The following is a 14,430-nucleotide window of genomic DNA, read 5'->3' as shown; positions in this document are numbered from 1 at the left end:
GCAAAGGTAAAGGCTTCCAGGGTCCAATCAAACGTCACAACTTTAGTATGCAAGATGCTACTCATGGTAACTCAGTGTCTCATCGTGCACATGGTTCAACTGGTCAAAACCAGTCACCAGGTAAAGTATTCAAGGGCAAAAAGATGGCGGGCCAGATGGGTAACAAGCGTGTTACTGTTCAAGGCCTAGAAGTGATTTCGGTTGACGCCGAAAAAGGGTTACTTGTCATCAAGGGTGCTATCCCAGGTGCCACCGGTGGCGATGTTATCGTACGTCCGTCAGTCAAAGCCTAAGCAAGGGGATTAACGTGGATTTAAAAACAGTTACAGGTGCGGCGGTTGAGCTTTCTGATACGGCATTTGGTCGTGAATTCAACGAAGCACTAGTGCATCAAGTCGTCACCGCTTATTTAGCTGGTGCTCGCCAAGGTACACGCGCACAAAAAACCCGTGCCGAAGTTTCTGGCGGTGGTATCAAGCCATGGCGCCAAAAAGGTACTGGTCGCGCTCGTGCGGGCTCTATTCGTAGCCCAATCTGGCGTTCAGGTGGTCGTGCATTCGCTGCAAAACCACAAGATTGGTCACAGAAAGTAAACCGTAAAATGTATCGCGGTGCGATGCAGTGCATCCTAGCAGAATTGATTCGTCAAGAGCGTCTGATTTTGGTAGAAGAGTTGAGCGTTTCTGGGCCGAAAACTAAAGAACTGATTGCAAAGCTAAATGAGCTTGATGCACCACGTGCATTGATCGTCACCAAAGAAGTTGACGAAAACTTATATTTAGCTGCTCGCAACATTCCGCACGTCAATGTACTTGGTACAAACGAAGTGGATCCAGTGAGCTTGATCGCATTTGATAAAGTGATCATGTCAGTTGAAGCTGCGAAACAATTTGAGGAAGCACTAGCATGAACAACGCAAGACTTTATCAGGTCTTAAGAGGGCCTGTATTCTCAGAAAAATCTCAAATGCTTGGCGACTCACTTGGTGTGCAGGTATTTAAAGTTGACTCTAACGCTACTAAGCTTGAAGTCAAAAAAGCAGTTGAGTTGATGTTTGAAGGTGTTGAAGTTACTAAAGTAAACACTTTGAATGTTAAAGGTAAGACAAAGCGTTTTGGTAAAAGCATCGGCCGTCGTAACGACTATAAAAAAGCCTATGTTACCTTAAAAGCTGGTCAAGATGTACAAATGGCTGATGCTGGTGAAGACGTCGCAAACACGACTGCTTCTACTAGTGAAACAGCGAATAACGAATAAGGATTACACTCATGCCTATCGTAAGAGCAAAGCCAACATCACCAGGCCGTCGTTTTGTTGAAAAAGTGGTGCATCCACACCTTTATAAAGGTCGTCCTTATGCAGCGCTTCTAGAATCAAAAAGTAAGTCAGGTGGTCGTAACAATAATGGTCGTATTACTACTCGTCACATTGGCGGTGGTCATAAGCAACATTATCGCATTATCGACTTCAAACGTACTAAAGACAATATCCCAGCTGTGGTAGAGCGTATTGAATACGATCCTAACCGTACTGCACATATTGCATTACTTAAGTATGCTGATGGCGAACGTCGTTACATCATCGCTGCTAAAAAACAAGCAGTTGGCGATACAGTAATGTCAGGCGAAACATCTCCAATACGTCCAGGTAACTGCCTACCGCTAAAAAACATCCCATTGGGTACTGTGATTCATAATATCGAACTTAAAATCGGTAAAGGTGCACAGATGGCTCGTTCTGCGGGTGCTAGCGTTCAGTTATTAGGCCGTGACGGTATCTACGCTATTTTACGTCTACGTTCAGGCGAAACTCGCCGTGTACACGTAAACTGCCGTGCTGTTATTGGCGAAGTTTCTAACACTGAAAACAACTTGAAATCACTTGGTAAAGCTGGTGCTTCACGTTGGCGTGGTGTTCGTCCTTCAGTTCGTGGTGTCGCGATGAACCCGGTTGATCACCCACATGGTGGTGGTGAAGGTCGTAACAAAGGTCGCCATCCAACTAGCCCTTGGGGTCAGAAGTCTAAAGGACTTAAAACGCGTCATAATAAGCGTACTGACAACATGATCATCCGCCGCCGCGCCAAGAAGAAATAAAGGAAGAATTTCATGCCTCGTTCATTGAAAAAAGGTCCATTCATAGACGCGCACTTATTTGCTAAAGTTGAGAATGCATTAGACACCAACTCACGCAAGCCAATTAAAACTTGGTCGCGCCGCTCGATGATCCTACCACAAATGGTTGGCCTGACTTTATCTGTCCACAACGGCCGTACTCACGTACCGGTTATCGTAAGTGAGCAGATGGTTGGTCATAAACTAGGTGAATTTGCCCCGACTCGTACGTATCGTGGTCATGGCATTGACAAAAAAGCTAAGAGATAAGGTGCTTACCATGGAAGTAACTGCAAAATTACGCGGTGCCGCCATATCGGCACAAAAAGTTAGACTCGTTGCTGATGAAGTTCGTGGCAAATCTATTGAGCGTGCTTTGGATATCCTAACGTATAGCAATAAAAAAGGCGCTATCTTTGTTAAGAAATGTCTTAACTCAGCCATCGCCAATGCCGAACATAATCACGGCCTAGATATTGACGACCTAAAAGTCGCTACTATCTATGTTGATGAAGGCATTACGCTAAAACGTATCCTACCACGTGCCAAAGGTCGCGCTGATCGTATCAGCAAGCGTACTTGTCACATCACTATAAAGGTAGGAGAATAAGTTATGGGTCAAAAAGTACATCCAATCGGAATTCGTCTTGGTGTTGTAAAAAAGCATAACGCAAACTGGTATGCTGATCCTAAACAATACTCAGAATACCTAATCAACGATATTCAAGTTCGTGAATATCTACGTAAAAAGCTAGATAACGCAATGATCAGCAACATCATGATCGAGCGTCCTACTGGCGCTGCTAAGATTACCATCGCCACTGCGCGCCCTGGTATCGTTATCGGTAAGAAAGGCGAAGATATCGAAAGACTTCAAAAAGAATTGACCAAAATTATGGGCGTACCTGCTCAGGTCAACATTGAAGAAATCACGTCACCTGATCTTGATGCACGTTTGGTAGCAGAGGGTATCGCAAGCCAGCTTGAGCGTCGTGTTATGTTCCGCCGTGCGATGAAACGCGCTGTACAGAACAGCATGCGTTCTGGTGCTAAAGGTATTAAAGTTGAGCTGTCTGGTCGTCTTGGCGGTGCTGAGATTGCTCGTAGTGAGTGGTATCGTGAAGGCCGTGTGCCATTGCATACACTTCGTGCTGATATTGACTATGCGTCAATTCGTGCAGAGACAACTTACGGCACCATCGGTGTTAAAGTTTGGATTTTCCGCGGAGAGATCCTTGACGGTATGAACAGTGTTTATAATCCCGTCAAAGAAGAGCAGACTCGTGCGCCAAAACGCCGTGGTCGCGGAAACGGAAACCGTCGAAACTCAGACAGAGGTTAAACTATGTTACAGCCAAAACGTACCAAGTTTCGTAAAATGCATAAAGGTCGTAACACTGGGCTAGCTCATCGTGGAAGCACCGTTGCATTCGGACAAATTGGTCTAAAATCATTGACGCGTGGTCGTATGACAGCCCGTCAAATCGAAGCAGCACGTCGTACCATCACTCGTAAAATCAAGCGTGGCGGTAAGATTTGGATTCGTGTATTCCCAGACAAGCCTATTACCAACAAACCATTAGAAGTACGTATGGGTAAAGGTAAAGGTCCAGTTGAGTACTGGGTATGCGAAATCAAGCCTGGTAAAGTGCTATATGAAATTGAAGGGGTATCTGAAGAGCTTGCTCGCGATGCATTAACGCTTGCTGCAGCAAAACTGCCCTTTAAAACTACCATTGTTAAGCGGACGATAATGTAATGAAGATCAGTGAATTACGTGATAAATCATTAGAAGAACTGACCCAGTTACTTGATGAAAAGCAACTTGATGCTTTCCGTATTCGTATGGCTAAAGCAACTGGTCAGTTGGGTAATACCCATGAAGTCAGAGCAAATCGTCGTACGATTGCTCAGCTTCAGACTTTGATTAACGAGAAACAACGAGGCGACTCATGAGCGATAACAATCAAACAGCTACCAATGCTAGCGTATTGACAGGACGAGTTGTCAGCGACAAGATGGACAAGTCCATCACAGTTTTGATTGAGCGTCTGGTTCGTCATCCTTTGTATGGCAAGCAGCTTCGTCGTTCTACTAAAATCAAAGCACATGATGAGAACAATGTTTGTCAACAAGGCGACCTTGTCCGCATCAAAGAAACGCGTCCAATCTCAAAAACTAAGTCTTGGACTCTAGTTGATGTGGTTGAAAAAGTAGAAAAAATCTAAGTAAATTGCATTGAAAGCCAGAAGCTGTTAAAATAGCCGCCTTTTTAAGGATGCTGATTGCGCCGAGCGTATATCACTCACATTAAGAGTAAGCTGCGGTTATTTATATTAAAATGCCGCCTTGCTCATTCTGTGCTAGCGGCAGCAACTGGTTTTTATTGCTCATACGTGTGGAGTAACGCTATGATTCAGGTTGAGTCAATGCTGGAAGTTGCAGACAATAGCGGTGCAAGGCGAGTTCAGTGCATTAAAGTACTGGGTGGTTCTCATCGTCGTTATGCATCAGTTGGCGACATTATTAAAGTAACGGTTAAAGAAGCCATTCCTCGTGGTCGTGTCAAAAAAGGCGACGTGATGAATGCAGTAGTTGTACGTACCAAAAAAGGCGTTCGTCGTCCAGATGGTTCTGTGTTACGTTTTGATGACAATGCTGCGGTATTGTTGAACCAAAACAAAGCGCCAATTGCAACTCGTATTTTTGGACCGGTAACTCGTGAACTACGTGGTGATCAGTTTATGAAAATTGTATCACTAGCACCAGAAGTATTGTGAGGTAATCCATGTCAAAATTACGTAAAGGCGATACAGTTATCGTGATTGCTGGGAAAGACAAAGGCAAGCAAGGTACTGTACAAGCTGTAAAAAACGATCGTATTAAAGTTGAAGGCGTTAATATTGTTACTAAACATCAGAAGCCAAATCAGGCGACTGGCGTTGAAGGTGGCATTCTTAAGCAAGAAGCTTTTATGCATATCTCAAATGTCGCAATCTTAAATGCGCAAACCCAAAAAGCAGACCGTATTACTTATCAGTTTGGCGAAGATGGCAAGAAACAACGCGTCTATCGTTCAAACGGTGAAGTAGTGGCGACTGCGTAAGACACTAAGGGTGTAATGGTAATGGCAAGATTAAAATCTTTATATAACGATAAATTAAAGCAGCAAATCAAAGAAGATCTTGGTTTGGACAATGTGATGCAAGTGCCTAAAATCACTAAAATCACACTTAACATGGGTGTAGGCGGCGCGTCTCAAGACAAGAAATTGCTTGAAGGTGCTGTAGCTGACATGACCGCGATTGCTGGTCAAAAACCTGTTGTCACCAAAGCGCGTAAATCAGTTGCTGGCTTTAAGATTCGTGAAGAATGGCCAATTGGCTGTAAAGTAACGCTACGCGGTGAGCAAATGTACGAATTTTTAGATCGTCTCGTTGCCATTGCAATTCCTCGTATTCGTGATTTCCGCGGTTTTTCACCTAAAGCCTTTGACGGACGTGGTAACTACTCATTGGGTATCAAAGAACAGATCGTATTCCCAGAAGTAGATTTTGACAAGATTGACCGTATCCGTGGTATGGATGTGACAATCACCACGTCAGCTCAATCTGATGAAGAAGGTCGTGCGTTACTTAAAGCATTCGGCTTCCCATTTAAATAAGGTAAAGACGTTATGGCAAAGAAGAGCATGATTAACCGCGAATTAAAACGCGAAAAAATGGTTGCTAAATATGCTGAAAAGCGTATCAAGCTAAAAGAAACTATCAGTGATATCAACGCATCAGACGAAGAGCGTATGGACGCGATGTTAGAGCTACAAGCACTACCACGCAACTCATCACCAGTACGTCTGCGTAATCGTTGTGCTATCACCGGTCGTCCTCACGGTTACTTCCGCAAGTTTGGCTTATCACGCAATATGCTGCGTGAGCGTGTCATGCAAGGCGATGTGCCTGGTGTTCGTAAAGCAAGCTGGTAAGGAGTAACTATATGAGTATGCAAGATACCGTTGGGGATATGCTAACCCGTATCCGTAACGCACAAATGGCTAACAAAGTATCGGTAGCAATGCCGAGCTCTAAATTACGTAAATCAATTGCTGATTTGCTAGTTAGCGAAGGTTATGTGGCGAGCGCTGTTGTTACTGAAGAAGAAAACAACAAAGCAACCCTTACTATTGAATTGAAATACTTCGAAGGCCGTGCGGTTATCGAAACTATTCAACGTTATAGCCGCCCTGGTCTACGCCAGTTCCGCGGTAAAGACGAAATCCCTACTGTTAAGCAAGGTATGGGTGTTGCTATCGTATCTACAAGCCAAGGTATCATGAGCGATCGTGCTGCACGCGCTGCTGGTATCGGTGGTGAAATCGTTGCATTTGTAGCGTAAGCTATACGACGATGAAGTCTATTTGATGGTGGTTAGGCTTCTATCGATTGAGTAATGTTTAATTATTTCAAATTGATAGGTGTCTAACACAGTCAACTATGCTAAACTAACACGCTTTTTAGCCTGTTAGTTTTTTCGCTAATATAAAGAAGTTAAATTTTTTAAGGAATATTCCTATGTCTCGTGTGGCTAAAGCCCCAGTAACGCTGCCAAATGGCGTAAGCGTTACTTTGAACGATCGGCAGGTCGAAGTTAAAGGCAAGAACGGTACTATGTCTTTACACCTGCATGAATTGGTCGAGCTGAAACAGGAAGATGATGCTATCATTTTCTCACCTGCAGTCGATTCAAAAGAAGCTATGATGCACACTGGCACCATGCGCGCTCTTGTTAACAACTATGTTACTGGCGTAAATGAAGGCTTTGAAAAGCGTCTTCAATTGATTGGTGTTGGTTATCGCGCACAAGTTGCTGGTAACAAAGTAACCTTGAACGTTGGCTACTCTCATCCAGTAGAGTACACACTACCTGAAGGTGTATCGGCTGAAACCCCAACGCAAACTGAAATTGTTTTGAAATCAAACAATAAACAGCAGCTTGGTCAAGCAGCGGCTAATATCCGTGGTTTCCGTCCACCTGAGCCTTATAAAGGTAAAGGTATTCGTTATAGTGACGAGCATGTGATTCGCAAAGAAGCTAAGAAAAAATAAGGTGAGTTGAAATGTTTGATAAAAAAGCAGCTCGTCTGCGTCGAGCTAAGAAAACACGCGCACATATCCGTCATCTAGGCGTTCATCGCTTAACGGTTAACCGCACGTCAAAACATATTTATGCCCAGATTATCTCTCCAAATGGTGGTGAAGTGATTGCTCAGGCATCTACCTTAGACAGCAGCTTGCGTTCAGGCGCGACTGGTAACGCTGATTCAGCAACGTCTGTAGGCCAAATGATCGCAGAACGTGCAAAAGCAGCTGGCATTACTAAAGTTGCCTTTGACCGTAGTGGTTTCAAATATCATGGTCGAGTTAAAGCTTTAGCAGAAGCTGCTCGCGAAAACGGATTGGAGTTTTAATCATGGCTAGAAATGATAAAAATGATAAAAATGAACAGACTGACGGTCTAGTAGAACGCTTAGTTACCGTTGATCGCGTTGCAAAAGTTGTTAAAGGTGGTCGTATTTTCTCTTTCACTGCGTTGACTGTAGTGGGTGACGGTAATGGTCGTGTTGGCTTTGGTCGTGGTAAAGCGCGTGAAGTGCCTGCTGCTATCCAAAAAGCACTAGAAGCTGCCAAACGTAATATGGTTACTGTTGAGCTAAATGATGCAACTTTGTATCATCCGATCAAAGCAAGTCATGGTGCTAGTAAAGTCTACATGCAGCCTGCATCTGAAGGTACTGGCGTAATCGCTGGTGGCGCAATGCGTGCTGTGTTAGAAGTTGCTGGTGTCAAAGATGTTTTGACTAAATGTTATGGTTCTACCAATACTGCTAACGTTGTTCGTGCAACGTTTAACGGTTTACGTGATATGTCAACTCCAGAGAAGATGGCAGCTAAACGTGGTAAATCTGTAGACGAAATCTTGGGTTAACTTAGACTAGGTGAGTTACGATGAAAAAAATGAAAGTCACTCAATTTAAATCGGGTGCCCATCGCCTAAAGAGCCACAAAGCGAGCTTGAAAGGATTGGGTTTACGCCGCATTAACCACACTGTTGTAGTAGAAGATACTCCTTCAACACGTGGTATGGTTAATCGCGTTAACTACATGGTAAAAGTGGAGGAAGCGTAATGGGTCTTAGATTAAATGAATTATCACCAGGTGTTGGCGCAAAGAAAACTGCCCAACGTCGTGGTCGTGGTATCGGTTCAGGTCTTGGTAAGACTGGTGGTCGTGGTGTAAAAGGTCAGAAATCTCGTTCAGGTTCTAGCGTTCGCTCAGGATTTGAAGGTGGTCAAATGCCTTTATATCGTCGTCTACCAAAATTCGGTTTTACCAGTAAACTGGCTATGAAGACTGCTGAAGTACGTCTTTCTGAACTGAATAAAATTGAAGGCGATGTAGTTAGCCTCGAAACACTTAAAGCTGCTAACCTTATCCGTCACGATATGAAACGTGCTCGTGTAATGCTATCAGGTGAAGTCACTAAAGCTTATACTTTTAAAGGTATCAAAGTGACTAAAGGTGCTAAGCAAGCAATCGAAGCTGCTGGTGGTAGCATCGAGGAGTAGTAACGTGTCAAAGCAATCAATGTCATCGGCTGGTATACCGCTTAATCCATTCGCATTTATACGTAAGTATGATGAGCTATGGTCGCGTTTATTATTCTTAATCGGCGCATTGATTGTTTATCGTTTAGGGTCGCACATTCCAGTCCCGGGTATTAATCCGGTTAATCTGGCTGATCTGTTTTCGCGCAACGAAAATACCATTTTGAGCATGTTCAACATGTTCTCAGGTGGTGCGCTAGAGCGTATGTCTATTATGGCGCTTGGCATTATGCCATATATCTCAGCATCTATTATCGTACAGATGATGTCTGCGGTATTGCCATCGCTTGAAGCTCTCAAAAAAGAGGGTGAAGCGGGACGACGCAAGCTGAACAAGTATACCCGTCAAGGAACGCTTGCTTTAGCACTAGTACAGTCATTAGGAATGTGTGCTGGCTTAATCAGCCAAAATCTTACCTTATCATCTGGTCTGACTTTCTATATTCCAGCCGTTACTTCATTGGTAGCGGGCGCAATGTTCTTGATGTGGCTTGGTGAGCAGATTACAGAACGCGGCGTTGGTAATGGTATCTCAATGCTCATTTTTGCGAGTATTGTTGCTGGTACGCCAGGTATGATTTCGCAATCTATCGAACAGGTCAATCAAGGTCAGATGAACTTGATTGTATTATTTATTTTTGTATTGTTAGGCATCGCGGTTACTGCTGGTATCGTTTATATTGAACGTGCTCAGCGCCGTGTTCCTGTCAACTATGCACAGAAGCAACAGCAAGGCCGCAAAATTTATGCTCAGCAGCAGTCACATCTGCCGCTAAAGCTTAATATGGCAGGGGTTATCCCAGCTATTTTTGCAAGCTCTTTGTTGCTGTTTCCAGCAAGCTTAGGGCAGTGGGTTGGTCAATCAACAGATCCTACCTTTATACAAAAAATATTACAGAATATGGCATTGGTACTGTCTCCTGGACAACCGCTGTATTTAGTACTGTTTGGCGCAATGATTATTTTCTTCTGTTATTTCTACACGGCTTTAGTATTTAGCCCACGCGAAGTAGCAGAAAACCTTAAACGTAGTGGTGCGTATATCCCAGGTATTCGCCCAGGACAACAAACTCAGCGTTACCTAGATCATGTATTAAACCGACTGACCTTTATTGGCGCGATGTATATGACGGTTATTTGTTTAATGCCAATGGTCGTCCAGTCATCGTTTGGTGTACCGTTCCATCTTGGTGGTACGTCGCTACTGATTATGGTGGTTGTGGTAATGGATTTCATCTCACAGATTCAAGCACATTTGATGACCCATCAATATCATGATCAGACGTTAATTCAATCGCCCACTCAATCTTAATGAGCGGTACGATATTTCAAGGAGCATGCTATGAAAGTTCAAGCATCAGTTAAGAAGATTTGTGGTAGCTGTAAAGTTGTGCGCCGTAAAGGCCGTGTACATGTTATTTGTACAGCAGAACCACGCCACAAGCAACGTCAAGGTTAATATTTGATAGCATAAGTTTTTTAACTTTTGTTACTAAATAAATTAATACTTGAAAAATAACGGCGGATGGGATATCATCCGCCACTTGCCGTGTTTATGCAGAATGTTTTATAATGTTTTCGATCAATAGGCTTTTAACTAAGTCAAAAGAACGACTATCGTTATAAAGAATCTAGTATTAACAGCAACAAATCTGAAGAATAATGCCTTATTGATAAATAACGCTTATTTTTCTTTAATGGAGAGAAATCAATGGCTCGTATTGCCGGCGTAAACATTCCGGATAATAAGCATGCTGTTATTTCACTAACTTACATCTTTGGTATCGGTCGTACCACTGCTCAGAAAATCTTAGAAGCAGTTGGCATTGCACCTACTACTAAAGTTAGTCAGTTAGATGATACACAGTTGGATGCTATCCGTGCACAAGTTGCAAATTACATGACTGAAGGTGACCTTCGTCGTGAAGTTTCAATGAATATTAAGCGTTTAGTTGATCTTGGTTGTTACCGTGGCATCCGCCATCGTCGTAACCTACCAGTTAGAGGTCAGAACACTAAGAACAACGCTCGTACTCGCAAGGGTCCGACACGTCCTCTCAAAAGATAATTAACTTAGGAAGCTAAAAGATGGCAAAAGACACTCGTAGTCGCAAAAAGGTGACTCGTCGTTCAGTATCGGAGGGCATTGCCCATATCCATGCGTCTTTTAATAACACCATTGTTACGATTACCGATCGTCAAGGTAATGCATTGGCTTGGGCCACTTCAGGTGGACAAGGCTTCCGTGGTTCACGTAAATCTACACCATTTGCAGCTCAGGTTGCAGCTGAAGTTGCTGGTAAAGCAGCTCAAGAATATGGTGTTAAGAATATCGACGTTTTGGTCAAAGGACCAGGACCGGGTCGTGAGTCTGCGGTAAGAGCACTAGGTGCATTGGGTTATAAAGTTAACAGCATCTCTGATGTAACCCCAATCCCACACAATGGTTGCCGTGCGCCGAAAAAGCGCCGCGTCTAATATTAAAGACGAAGCTTTTTATCCCAAAAGCTTATAGGAGACATAACAATGGCCCGTTATATTGGACCAAAACTTAAATTATCACGTCGTGAAGGCACTGACTTAGGTCTTAAGTCTGGCGTTAAACCATATGACGTAAAAACGAAAAAAGCTGGTCGTCCACCAGGTCAACACGGTGTAAGCCGTAACAAGACCTCAGAATATGCTCTACAGTTGCGTGAAAAGCAAAAAGTTAAGCGTATCTATGGTGTACTAGAGCGTCAGTTCGCTAATTACTATAAAGAAGCTGCTCGTAAGCGCGGTGCTACTGGTGAAAACTTGTTAGCTATGCTTGAGAGCCGTCTAGACAACGTGGTATATCGCATGGGCTTTGGCTCAACTCGCGCTGAAGCACGTCAGCTAGTCAGTCATCGTACTGTTATGGTAAAAAAAGCTGGTCGTGATGAGTTTGTTCGTGTGAACATTCCATCAATTCAGCTTCAAGATGGTGATGTCATCGCTATCCAAGAGAAGTCTCGCGAACAGCTACGTATCAAAAACGCTATCGAACTAGCGACCCAACGTGGTATTCCAGAATGGCTTGATGTTGATCATAGCAAACTACAAGGCACGTTCAAAAAAGCGCCTGATCGTATTGATCTACCTGCTGAAATCAACGAAAGCTTGATCGTTGAGCTATACTCTAAGTAATAACGTCATGCTCAATGTTATGAAAATGGCATTGAGCAATTAACGTTAATTAAACCAGTTTAATAAATCGAGGTGACATCATGACGCTAAATGCAACTGAGTTTCTAACGCCGAACGCCATTAATGTGGATACGGTTAACGAAACGATTGCGAAAGTCACGCTCGAACCGTTAGAACGCGGCTTTGGGCATACCCTAGGTAATGCTCTGCGTCGCATCTTGTTATCTTCATTACCTGGTGCTGCAGTCATTGAAGCTGAGATTGATGGTGTTGACCATGAATATTCAACGCTTGAAGGACTACAAGAAGACGTACTTGACCTGCTTTTGAATCTAAAAGGCTTGGCAATTACACTTCATGACCAAAATGAAGTATTTTTGACCTTGGATAAACAAGGTCCAGGCACTATCACTGCTGCAGACATCGCGTTACCGCACAATGTTGACATCATCAATCCAGAATTGGTCTTGGGTACATTGAGCGACCGTGGTCATCTTAAGATGCGTTTGCGTGTAGTGATGGGTCGTGGATATGAGCCAGCAAACCAGCGCCGTGAAGATGGTGATACCAGAGCAATTGGACGCTTAAAGCTTGATGCAAGTTTTAGTCCTGTGCTTCGTGTTGCTTATCAGGTTGAGAACGCTCGCGTTGAGCAGCGTACTGATCTTGATCGTCTTATCGTTGAGCTTGAAACTAATGGCACTATAGATCCAGAAGAAGCAATTCGTAAAGCAGCAACTATTTTACAGCAACAGATTTCAATCTTTGTTGACCTAGAAGCTGAAGAAGCGCCTGAGCCTGTGAAAGAGAAAGAAGAGGTTGATCCGGTGCTATTACGCCCTGTGGACGATCTTGAACTAACGGTTCGCTCAGCCAACTGCTTGAAAGCTGAAAACATTTACTATATCGGTGATTTGGTACAGCGTTCAGAGACTGAACTTCTAAAAACCCCAAATCTTGGTAAGAAATCATTAACAGAAATCAAAGACGTACTAGCGTCTAAAGATTTAGAGCTCGGTATGCGCCTAGATAACTGGCCACCAGCTGATTTACGTGTTGATGATCGCTTTTCTTATCGTAGCCGTTAAACTTTAAGGATTTTTGACTATGCGCCATCGTAAGAGTGGAGTCAAGCTGGGTCGTACCGGCAGTCATCGTAAGGCAATGTTTCAGAACATGACCAACTCATTATTTGAGCATGAACTGATCAAAACAACTTTACCAAAAGCTAAAGAACTACGTCGCGTTGCCGAGCCATTGATCACTATGGCTAAAGAAGACAGCGTTGCTAACCGTCGTTTAGCATTCAGCCGTATGCGTAGCAAAGCTATGGTAGGCAAATTATTTGGCACGTTAGGTCCTCGTTATCAGACGCGTCCAGGTGGTTATTTGCGTATCGTAAAATGTGGTTACCGTGATGGTGACAATGCGCCAATGGCTTATGTAGAATTGGTTGATCGCGACTAGTTTTGCATTAAAGACATATTTCATAAAAAAAGCTCCAATTGAATTGGAGCTTTTTTTTTGTGCTTAAATTTAGTTAATTATATTGCTATCTGATCACAGTAGTAATGAATCGACATCAGCAGCACCTTGCCTAATGACTTCAGGGCGGCTACTAGTCATATCCACAATGGTGGTGAGCTTGGTCGTTTTTATACCTGCATTGATGAGTCCGTCGATTTGATTACCTAATAAGTCTTCAATCTCAAATGGATCGTCTAATATATCATCTCGATTAGGGAGAATTAACGAGCTGGTCAGGATAGGTTCATCCATTGCTTCTAATAGTGCTTGAGCAATAGGATTGCTTGGTACACGGATACCAATGGTTTTTTTCTTAGGATGTGCCAGTTTTTTGGGTACATCTTTTGTCGCATTGAGGATGAAAGTGATAGGGGCAGGGGTGTGTGCTTTCAGCTGCTTAAATTGCACGTTATCCACGGTTGCATAGTTGGCAATTTCGCTTAGGTCACGGCACAACAGTGTAAATTGATGCTTATCGTCAAGCTCACGAATTTGCTTGAGCTTAGTCAAAGCGTCTTTTGCACCTAGTCGACAACCAAAAGCATAACTGGTATCGGTTGGGTAAATGATTAACTGGTCTTTGCGTAGTAGGTCAGCGGCTTGTTCAATGAGACGTGGCTGAGGATTATCGGGATGAATATAGAAAACTTCCATAATGGTTCCTTATTTTATAATTATTGGTTTTTAATTGAGACAATTTTTTTATTAATTAGATGTAGTTCAATCATTAGACATATTAAAAAAGTTATTTTAAAAATTAAGCAAATCTGTATTTTTAGCATACTACTTTAGTTATCAGTATAGCTTAAAGCAAATATAAGTTTAGTGGCAAGGCGTTACCAACCGTAGAAAATCGTTAATAAGTAGGAACACTTAGTAATTTGAATTAAGCGTTGATTTCAGATGAAGGAGTACAAACGCTAATTAAAGCAGTCAGTAAAGTCTTAGTGAACCGCCCCG

At 43.1% G+C, this 14,430-nt stretch carries 28 protein-coding genes; 27 read left to right on the top strand and 1 reads right to left on the bottom strand.

The genetic code is table 11. The features are described from left to right. The 27 genes from rplC to rplQ all read left to right on the top strand — a co-directional run. On the top strand, positions 1 to 293 hold a 293-nt coding region (rplC, locus tag AS194_RS11170), incomplete at its 5' end, for a 50S ribosomal protein L3 (RefSeq protein WP_083499681.1). Positions 294 to 307: 14 nt separating this feature from the next. Further along, positions 308 to 910, top strand: coding sequence for a 50S ribosomal protein L4 (gene rplD, locus AS194_RS11165; protein WP_058025577.1), 603 nt, complete (start codon positions 308 to 310; stop codon positions 908 to 910). Next, positions 907 to 1,257, top strand: coding sequence for a 50S ribosomal protein L23 (rplW, locus tag AS194_RS11160; protein WP_058025576.1), 351 nt, complete (start codon positions 907 to 909; stop codon positions 1,255 to 1,257). Before rplD ends, rplW begins: the two co-directional genes overlap by 4 nt. Before the next feature lie 11 nt (positions 1,258 to 1,268). Then, positions 1,269 to 2,096, top strand: coding sequence for a 50S ribosomal protein L2 (rplB, locus tag AS194_RS11155; RefSeq protein WP_058025575.1), 828 nt, complete (start codon positions 1,269 to 1,271; stop codon positions 2,094 to 2,096). A 12-nt stretch (positions 2,097 to 2,108) separates the two neighbouring features. Further along, complete coding sequence (rpsS, locus tag AS194_RS11150; protein ID WP_010196682.1) at positions 2,109 to 2,384, top strand: 30S ribosomal protein S19; 276 nt, start codon at positions 2,109 to 2,111, stop codon at positions 2,382 to 2,384. A 10-nt stretch (positions 2,385 to 2,394) separates the two neighbouring features. Then, on the top strand, positions 2,395 to 2,724 hold the full coding sequence (gene rplV / locus AS194_RS11145; RefSeq protein WP_058025574.1) for a 50S ribosomal protein L22: 330 nt from the start codon (positions 2,395 to 2,397) through the stop codon (positions 2,722 to 2,724). A gap of 3 nt (positions 2,725 to 2,727) precedes the next feature. Further along, positions 2,728 to 3,456: a 30S ribosomal protein S3 gene (gene rpsC / locus AS194_RS11140; RefSeq protein ID WP_058025573.1), complete on the top strand. Its 729-nt coding sequence runs from the start codon at positions 2,728 to 2,730 to the stop codon at positions 3,454 to 3,456. 3 nt (positions 3,457 to 3,459) lie between these two features. Next, the gene (gene rplP, locus AS194_RS11135) at positions 3,460 to 3,873 is read left to right on the top strand and encodes a 50S ribosomal protein L16 (RefSeq protein WP_025644399.1); all 414 of its coding nucleotides are present in this window, start codon (positions 3,460 to 3,462) and stop codon (positions 3,871 to 3,873) included. After that, the gene (gene rpmC, locus AS194_RS11130; protein WP_025644397.1) at positions 3,873 to 4,070 is read left to right on the top strand and encodes a 50S ribosomal protein L29; all 198 of its coding nucleotides are present in this window, start codon (positions 3,873 to 3,875) and stop codon (positions 4,068 to 4,070) included. The genes rplP and rpmC overlap by 1 nt, the downstream gene beginning before the upstream one ends. Then, entirely contained in the window at positions 4,067 to 4,342 is a 276-nt protein-coding gene (gene rpsQ / locus AS194_RS11125) for a 30S ribosomal protein S17 (protein WP_021813375.1), read from the top strand. Before rpmC ends, rpsQ begins: the two co-directional genes overlap by 4 nt. Positions 4,343 to 4,525: 183 nt before the next feature. Beyond that, entirely contained in the window at positions 4,526 to 4,894 is a 369-nt protein-coding gene (gene rplN / locus AS194_RS11120; RefSeq protein WP_010196702.1) for a 50S ribosomal protein L14, read from the top strand. A gap of 8 nt (positions 4,895 to 4,902) precedes the next feature. Next, complete coding sequence (gene rplX / locus AS194_RS11115) at positions 4,903 to 5,220, top strand: 50S ribosomal protein L24 (protein ID WP_058025572.1); 318 nt, start codon at positions 4,903 to 4,905, stop codon at positions 5,218 to 5,220. 21 nt (positions 5,221 to 5,241) lie between these two features. Further along, the gene (gene rplE, locus AS194_RS11110; RefSeq protein ID WP_057758706.1) at positions 5,242 to 5,778 is read left to right on the top strand and encodes a 50S ribosomal protein L5; all 537 of its coding nucleotides are present in this window, start codon (positions 5,242 to 5,244) and stop codon (positions 5,776 to 5,778) included. A 12-nt stretch (positions 5,779 to 5,790) separates the two neighbouring features. Beyond that, the gene (gene rpsN, locus AS194_RS11105) at positions 5,791 to 6,096 is read left to right on the top strand and encodes a 30S ribosomal protein S14 (RefSeq protein ID WP_058025571.1); all 306 of its coding nucleotides are present in this window, start codon (positions 5,791 to 5,793) and stop codon (positions 6,094 to 6,096) included. A gap of 11 nt (positions 6,097 to 6,107) precedes the next feature. Beyond that, positions 6,108 to 6,506, top strand: coding sequence for a 30S ribosomal protein S8 (gene rpsH / locus AS194_RS11100; RefSeq protein WP_058025570.1), 399 nt, complete (start codon positions 6,108 to 6,110; stop codon positions 6,504 to 6,506). A 176-nt stretch (positions 6,507 to 6,682) separates the two neighbouring features. Next, complete coding sequence (gene rplF / locus AS194_RS11095) at positions 6,683 to 7,216, top strand: 50S ribosomal protein L6 (protein ID WP_058025569.1); 534 nt, start codon at positions 6,683 to 6,685, stop codon at positions 7,214 to 7,216. An 11-nt stretch (positions 7,217 to 7,227) separates the two neighbouring features. After that, positions 7,228 to 7,578: a 50S ribosomal protein L18 gene (gene rplR, locus AS194_RS11090; RefSeq protein WP_058025568.1), complete on the top strand. Its 351-nt coding sequence runs from the start codon at positions 7,228 to 7,230 to the stop codon at positions 7,576 to 7,578. Between the two features lie 2 nt (positions 7,579 to 7,580). Then, positions 7,581 to 8,096, top strand: coding sequence for a 30S ribosomal protein S5 (rpsE, locus tag AS194_RS11085; protein WP_058025567.1), 516 nt, complete (start codon positions 7,581 to 7,583; stop codon positions 8,094 to 8,096). A gap of 20 nt (positions 8,097 to 8,116) precedes the next feature. Continuing rightward, positions 8,117 to 8,296 carry a 50S ribosomal protein L30 gene (gene rpmD / locus AS194_RS11080; RefSeq protein WP_057758718.1) on the top strand — a complete coding sequence of 60 codons (180 nt, stop codon included), beginning with the start codon at positions 8,117 to 8,119 and terminating at the stop codon, positions 8,294 to 8,296. Continuing rightward, on the top strand, positions 8,296 to 8,736 hold the full coding sequence (gene rplO / locus AS194_RS11075; RefSeq protein WP_058025566.1) for a 50S ribosomal protein L15: 441 nt from the start codon (positions 8,296 to 8,298) through the stop codon (positions 8,734 to 8,736). Before rpmD ends, rplO begins: the two co-directional genes overlap by 1 nt. Positions 8,737 to 8,755: 19 nt before the next feature. After that, positions 8,756 to 10,087, top strand: a complete 1,332-nt coding sequence (gene secY / locus AS194_RS11070) for a preprotein translocase subunit SecY (RefSeq protein WP_200960356.1) — start codon at positions 8,756 to 8,758, stop codon at positions 10,085 to 10,087. Positions 10,088 to 10,117: 30 nt separating this feature from the next. Next, a complete protein-coding gene (rpmJ, locus tag AS194_RS11065; protein ID WP_011279805.1) occupies positions 10,118 to 10,234 on the top strand; it encodes a 50S ribosomal protein L36 in 117 nt (38 codons plus the stop codon). A gap of 252 nt (positions 10,235 to 10,486) precedes the next feature. Beyond that, positions 10,487 to 10,843 (top strand): 30S ribosomal protein S13, encoded by a 357-nt coding sequence (rpsM, locus tag AS194_RS11060; RefSeq protein ID WP_058025564.1) that lies wholly within the window; start codon positions 10,487 to 10,489, stop codon positions 10,841 to 10,843. 20 nt (positions 10,844 to 10,863) lie between these two features. Beyond that, a complete protein-coding gene (rpsK, locus tag AS194_RS11055; RefSeq protein ID WP_045454458.1) occupies positions 10,864 to 11,253 on the top strand; it encodes a 30S ribosomal protein S11 in 390 nt (129 codons plus the stop codon). A 48-nt stretch (positions 11,254 to 11,301) separates the two neighbouring features. Next, entirely contained in the window at positions 11,302 to 11,943 is a 642-nt protein-coding gene (gene rpsD / locus AS194_RS11050) for a 30S ribosomal protein S4 (RefSeq protein ID WP_058025563.1), read from the top strand. Between the two features lie 80 nt (positions 11,944 to 12,023). Further along, positions 12,024 to 13,031, top strand: coding sequence for a DNA-directed RNA polymerase subunit alpha (locus AS194_RS11045; protein ID WP_058025562.1), 1,008 nt, complete (start codon positions 12,024 to 12,026; stop codon positions 13,029 to 13,031). Between the two features lie 19 nt (positions 13,032 to 13,050). After that, positions 13,051 to 13,410: a 50S ribosomal protein L17 gene (rplQ, locus tag AS194_RS11040; protein ID WP_021813387.1), complete on the top strand. Its 360-nt coding sequence runs from the start codon at positions 13,051 to 13,053 to the stop codon at positions 13,408 to 13,410. A gap of 93 nt (positions 13,411 to 13,503) precedes the next feature. Here rplQ and AS194_RS11035 read toward each other — a convergent pair whose 3' ends face one another. Next, positions 13,504 to 14,124, bottom strand: a complete 621-nt coding sequence (locus AS194_RS11035; protein ID WP_058025561.1) for an L-threonylcarbamoyladenylate synthase — start codon at positions 14,122 to 14,124, stop codon at positions 13,504 to 13,506. Positions 14,125 to 14,430 lie beyond the last annotated feature (306 nt).

This window comes from Psychrobacter piscatorii (assembly GCF_001444505.1).
Taxonomy (GTDB): domain Bacteria; phylum Pseudomonadota; class Gammaproteobacteria; order Pseudomonadales; family Moraxellaceae; genus Psychrobacter; species Psychrobacter piscatorii_B.
Note: the sequence above shows the minus strand (reverse complement) of the source record. Positions and strands in the feature narration are given on the sequence as shown.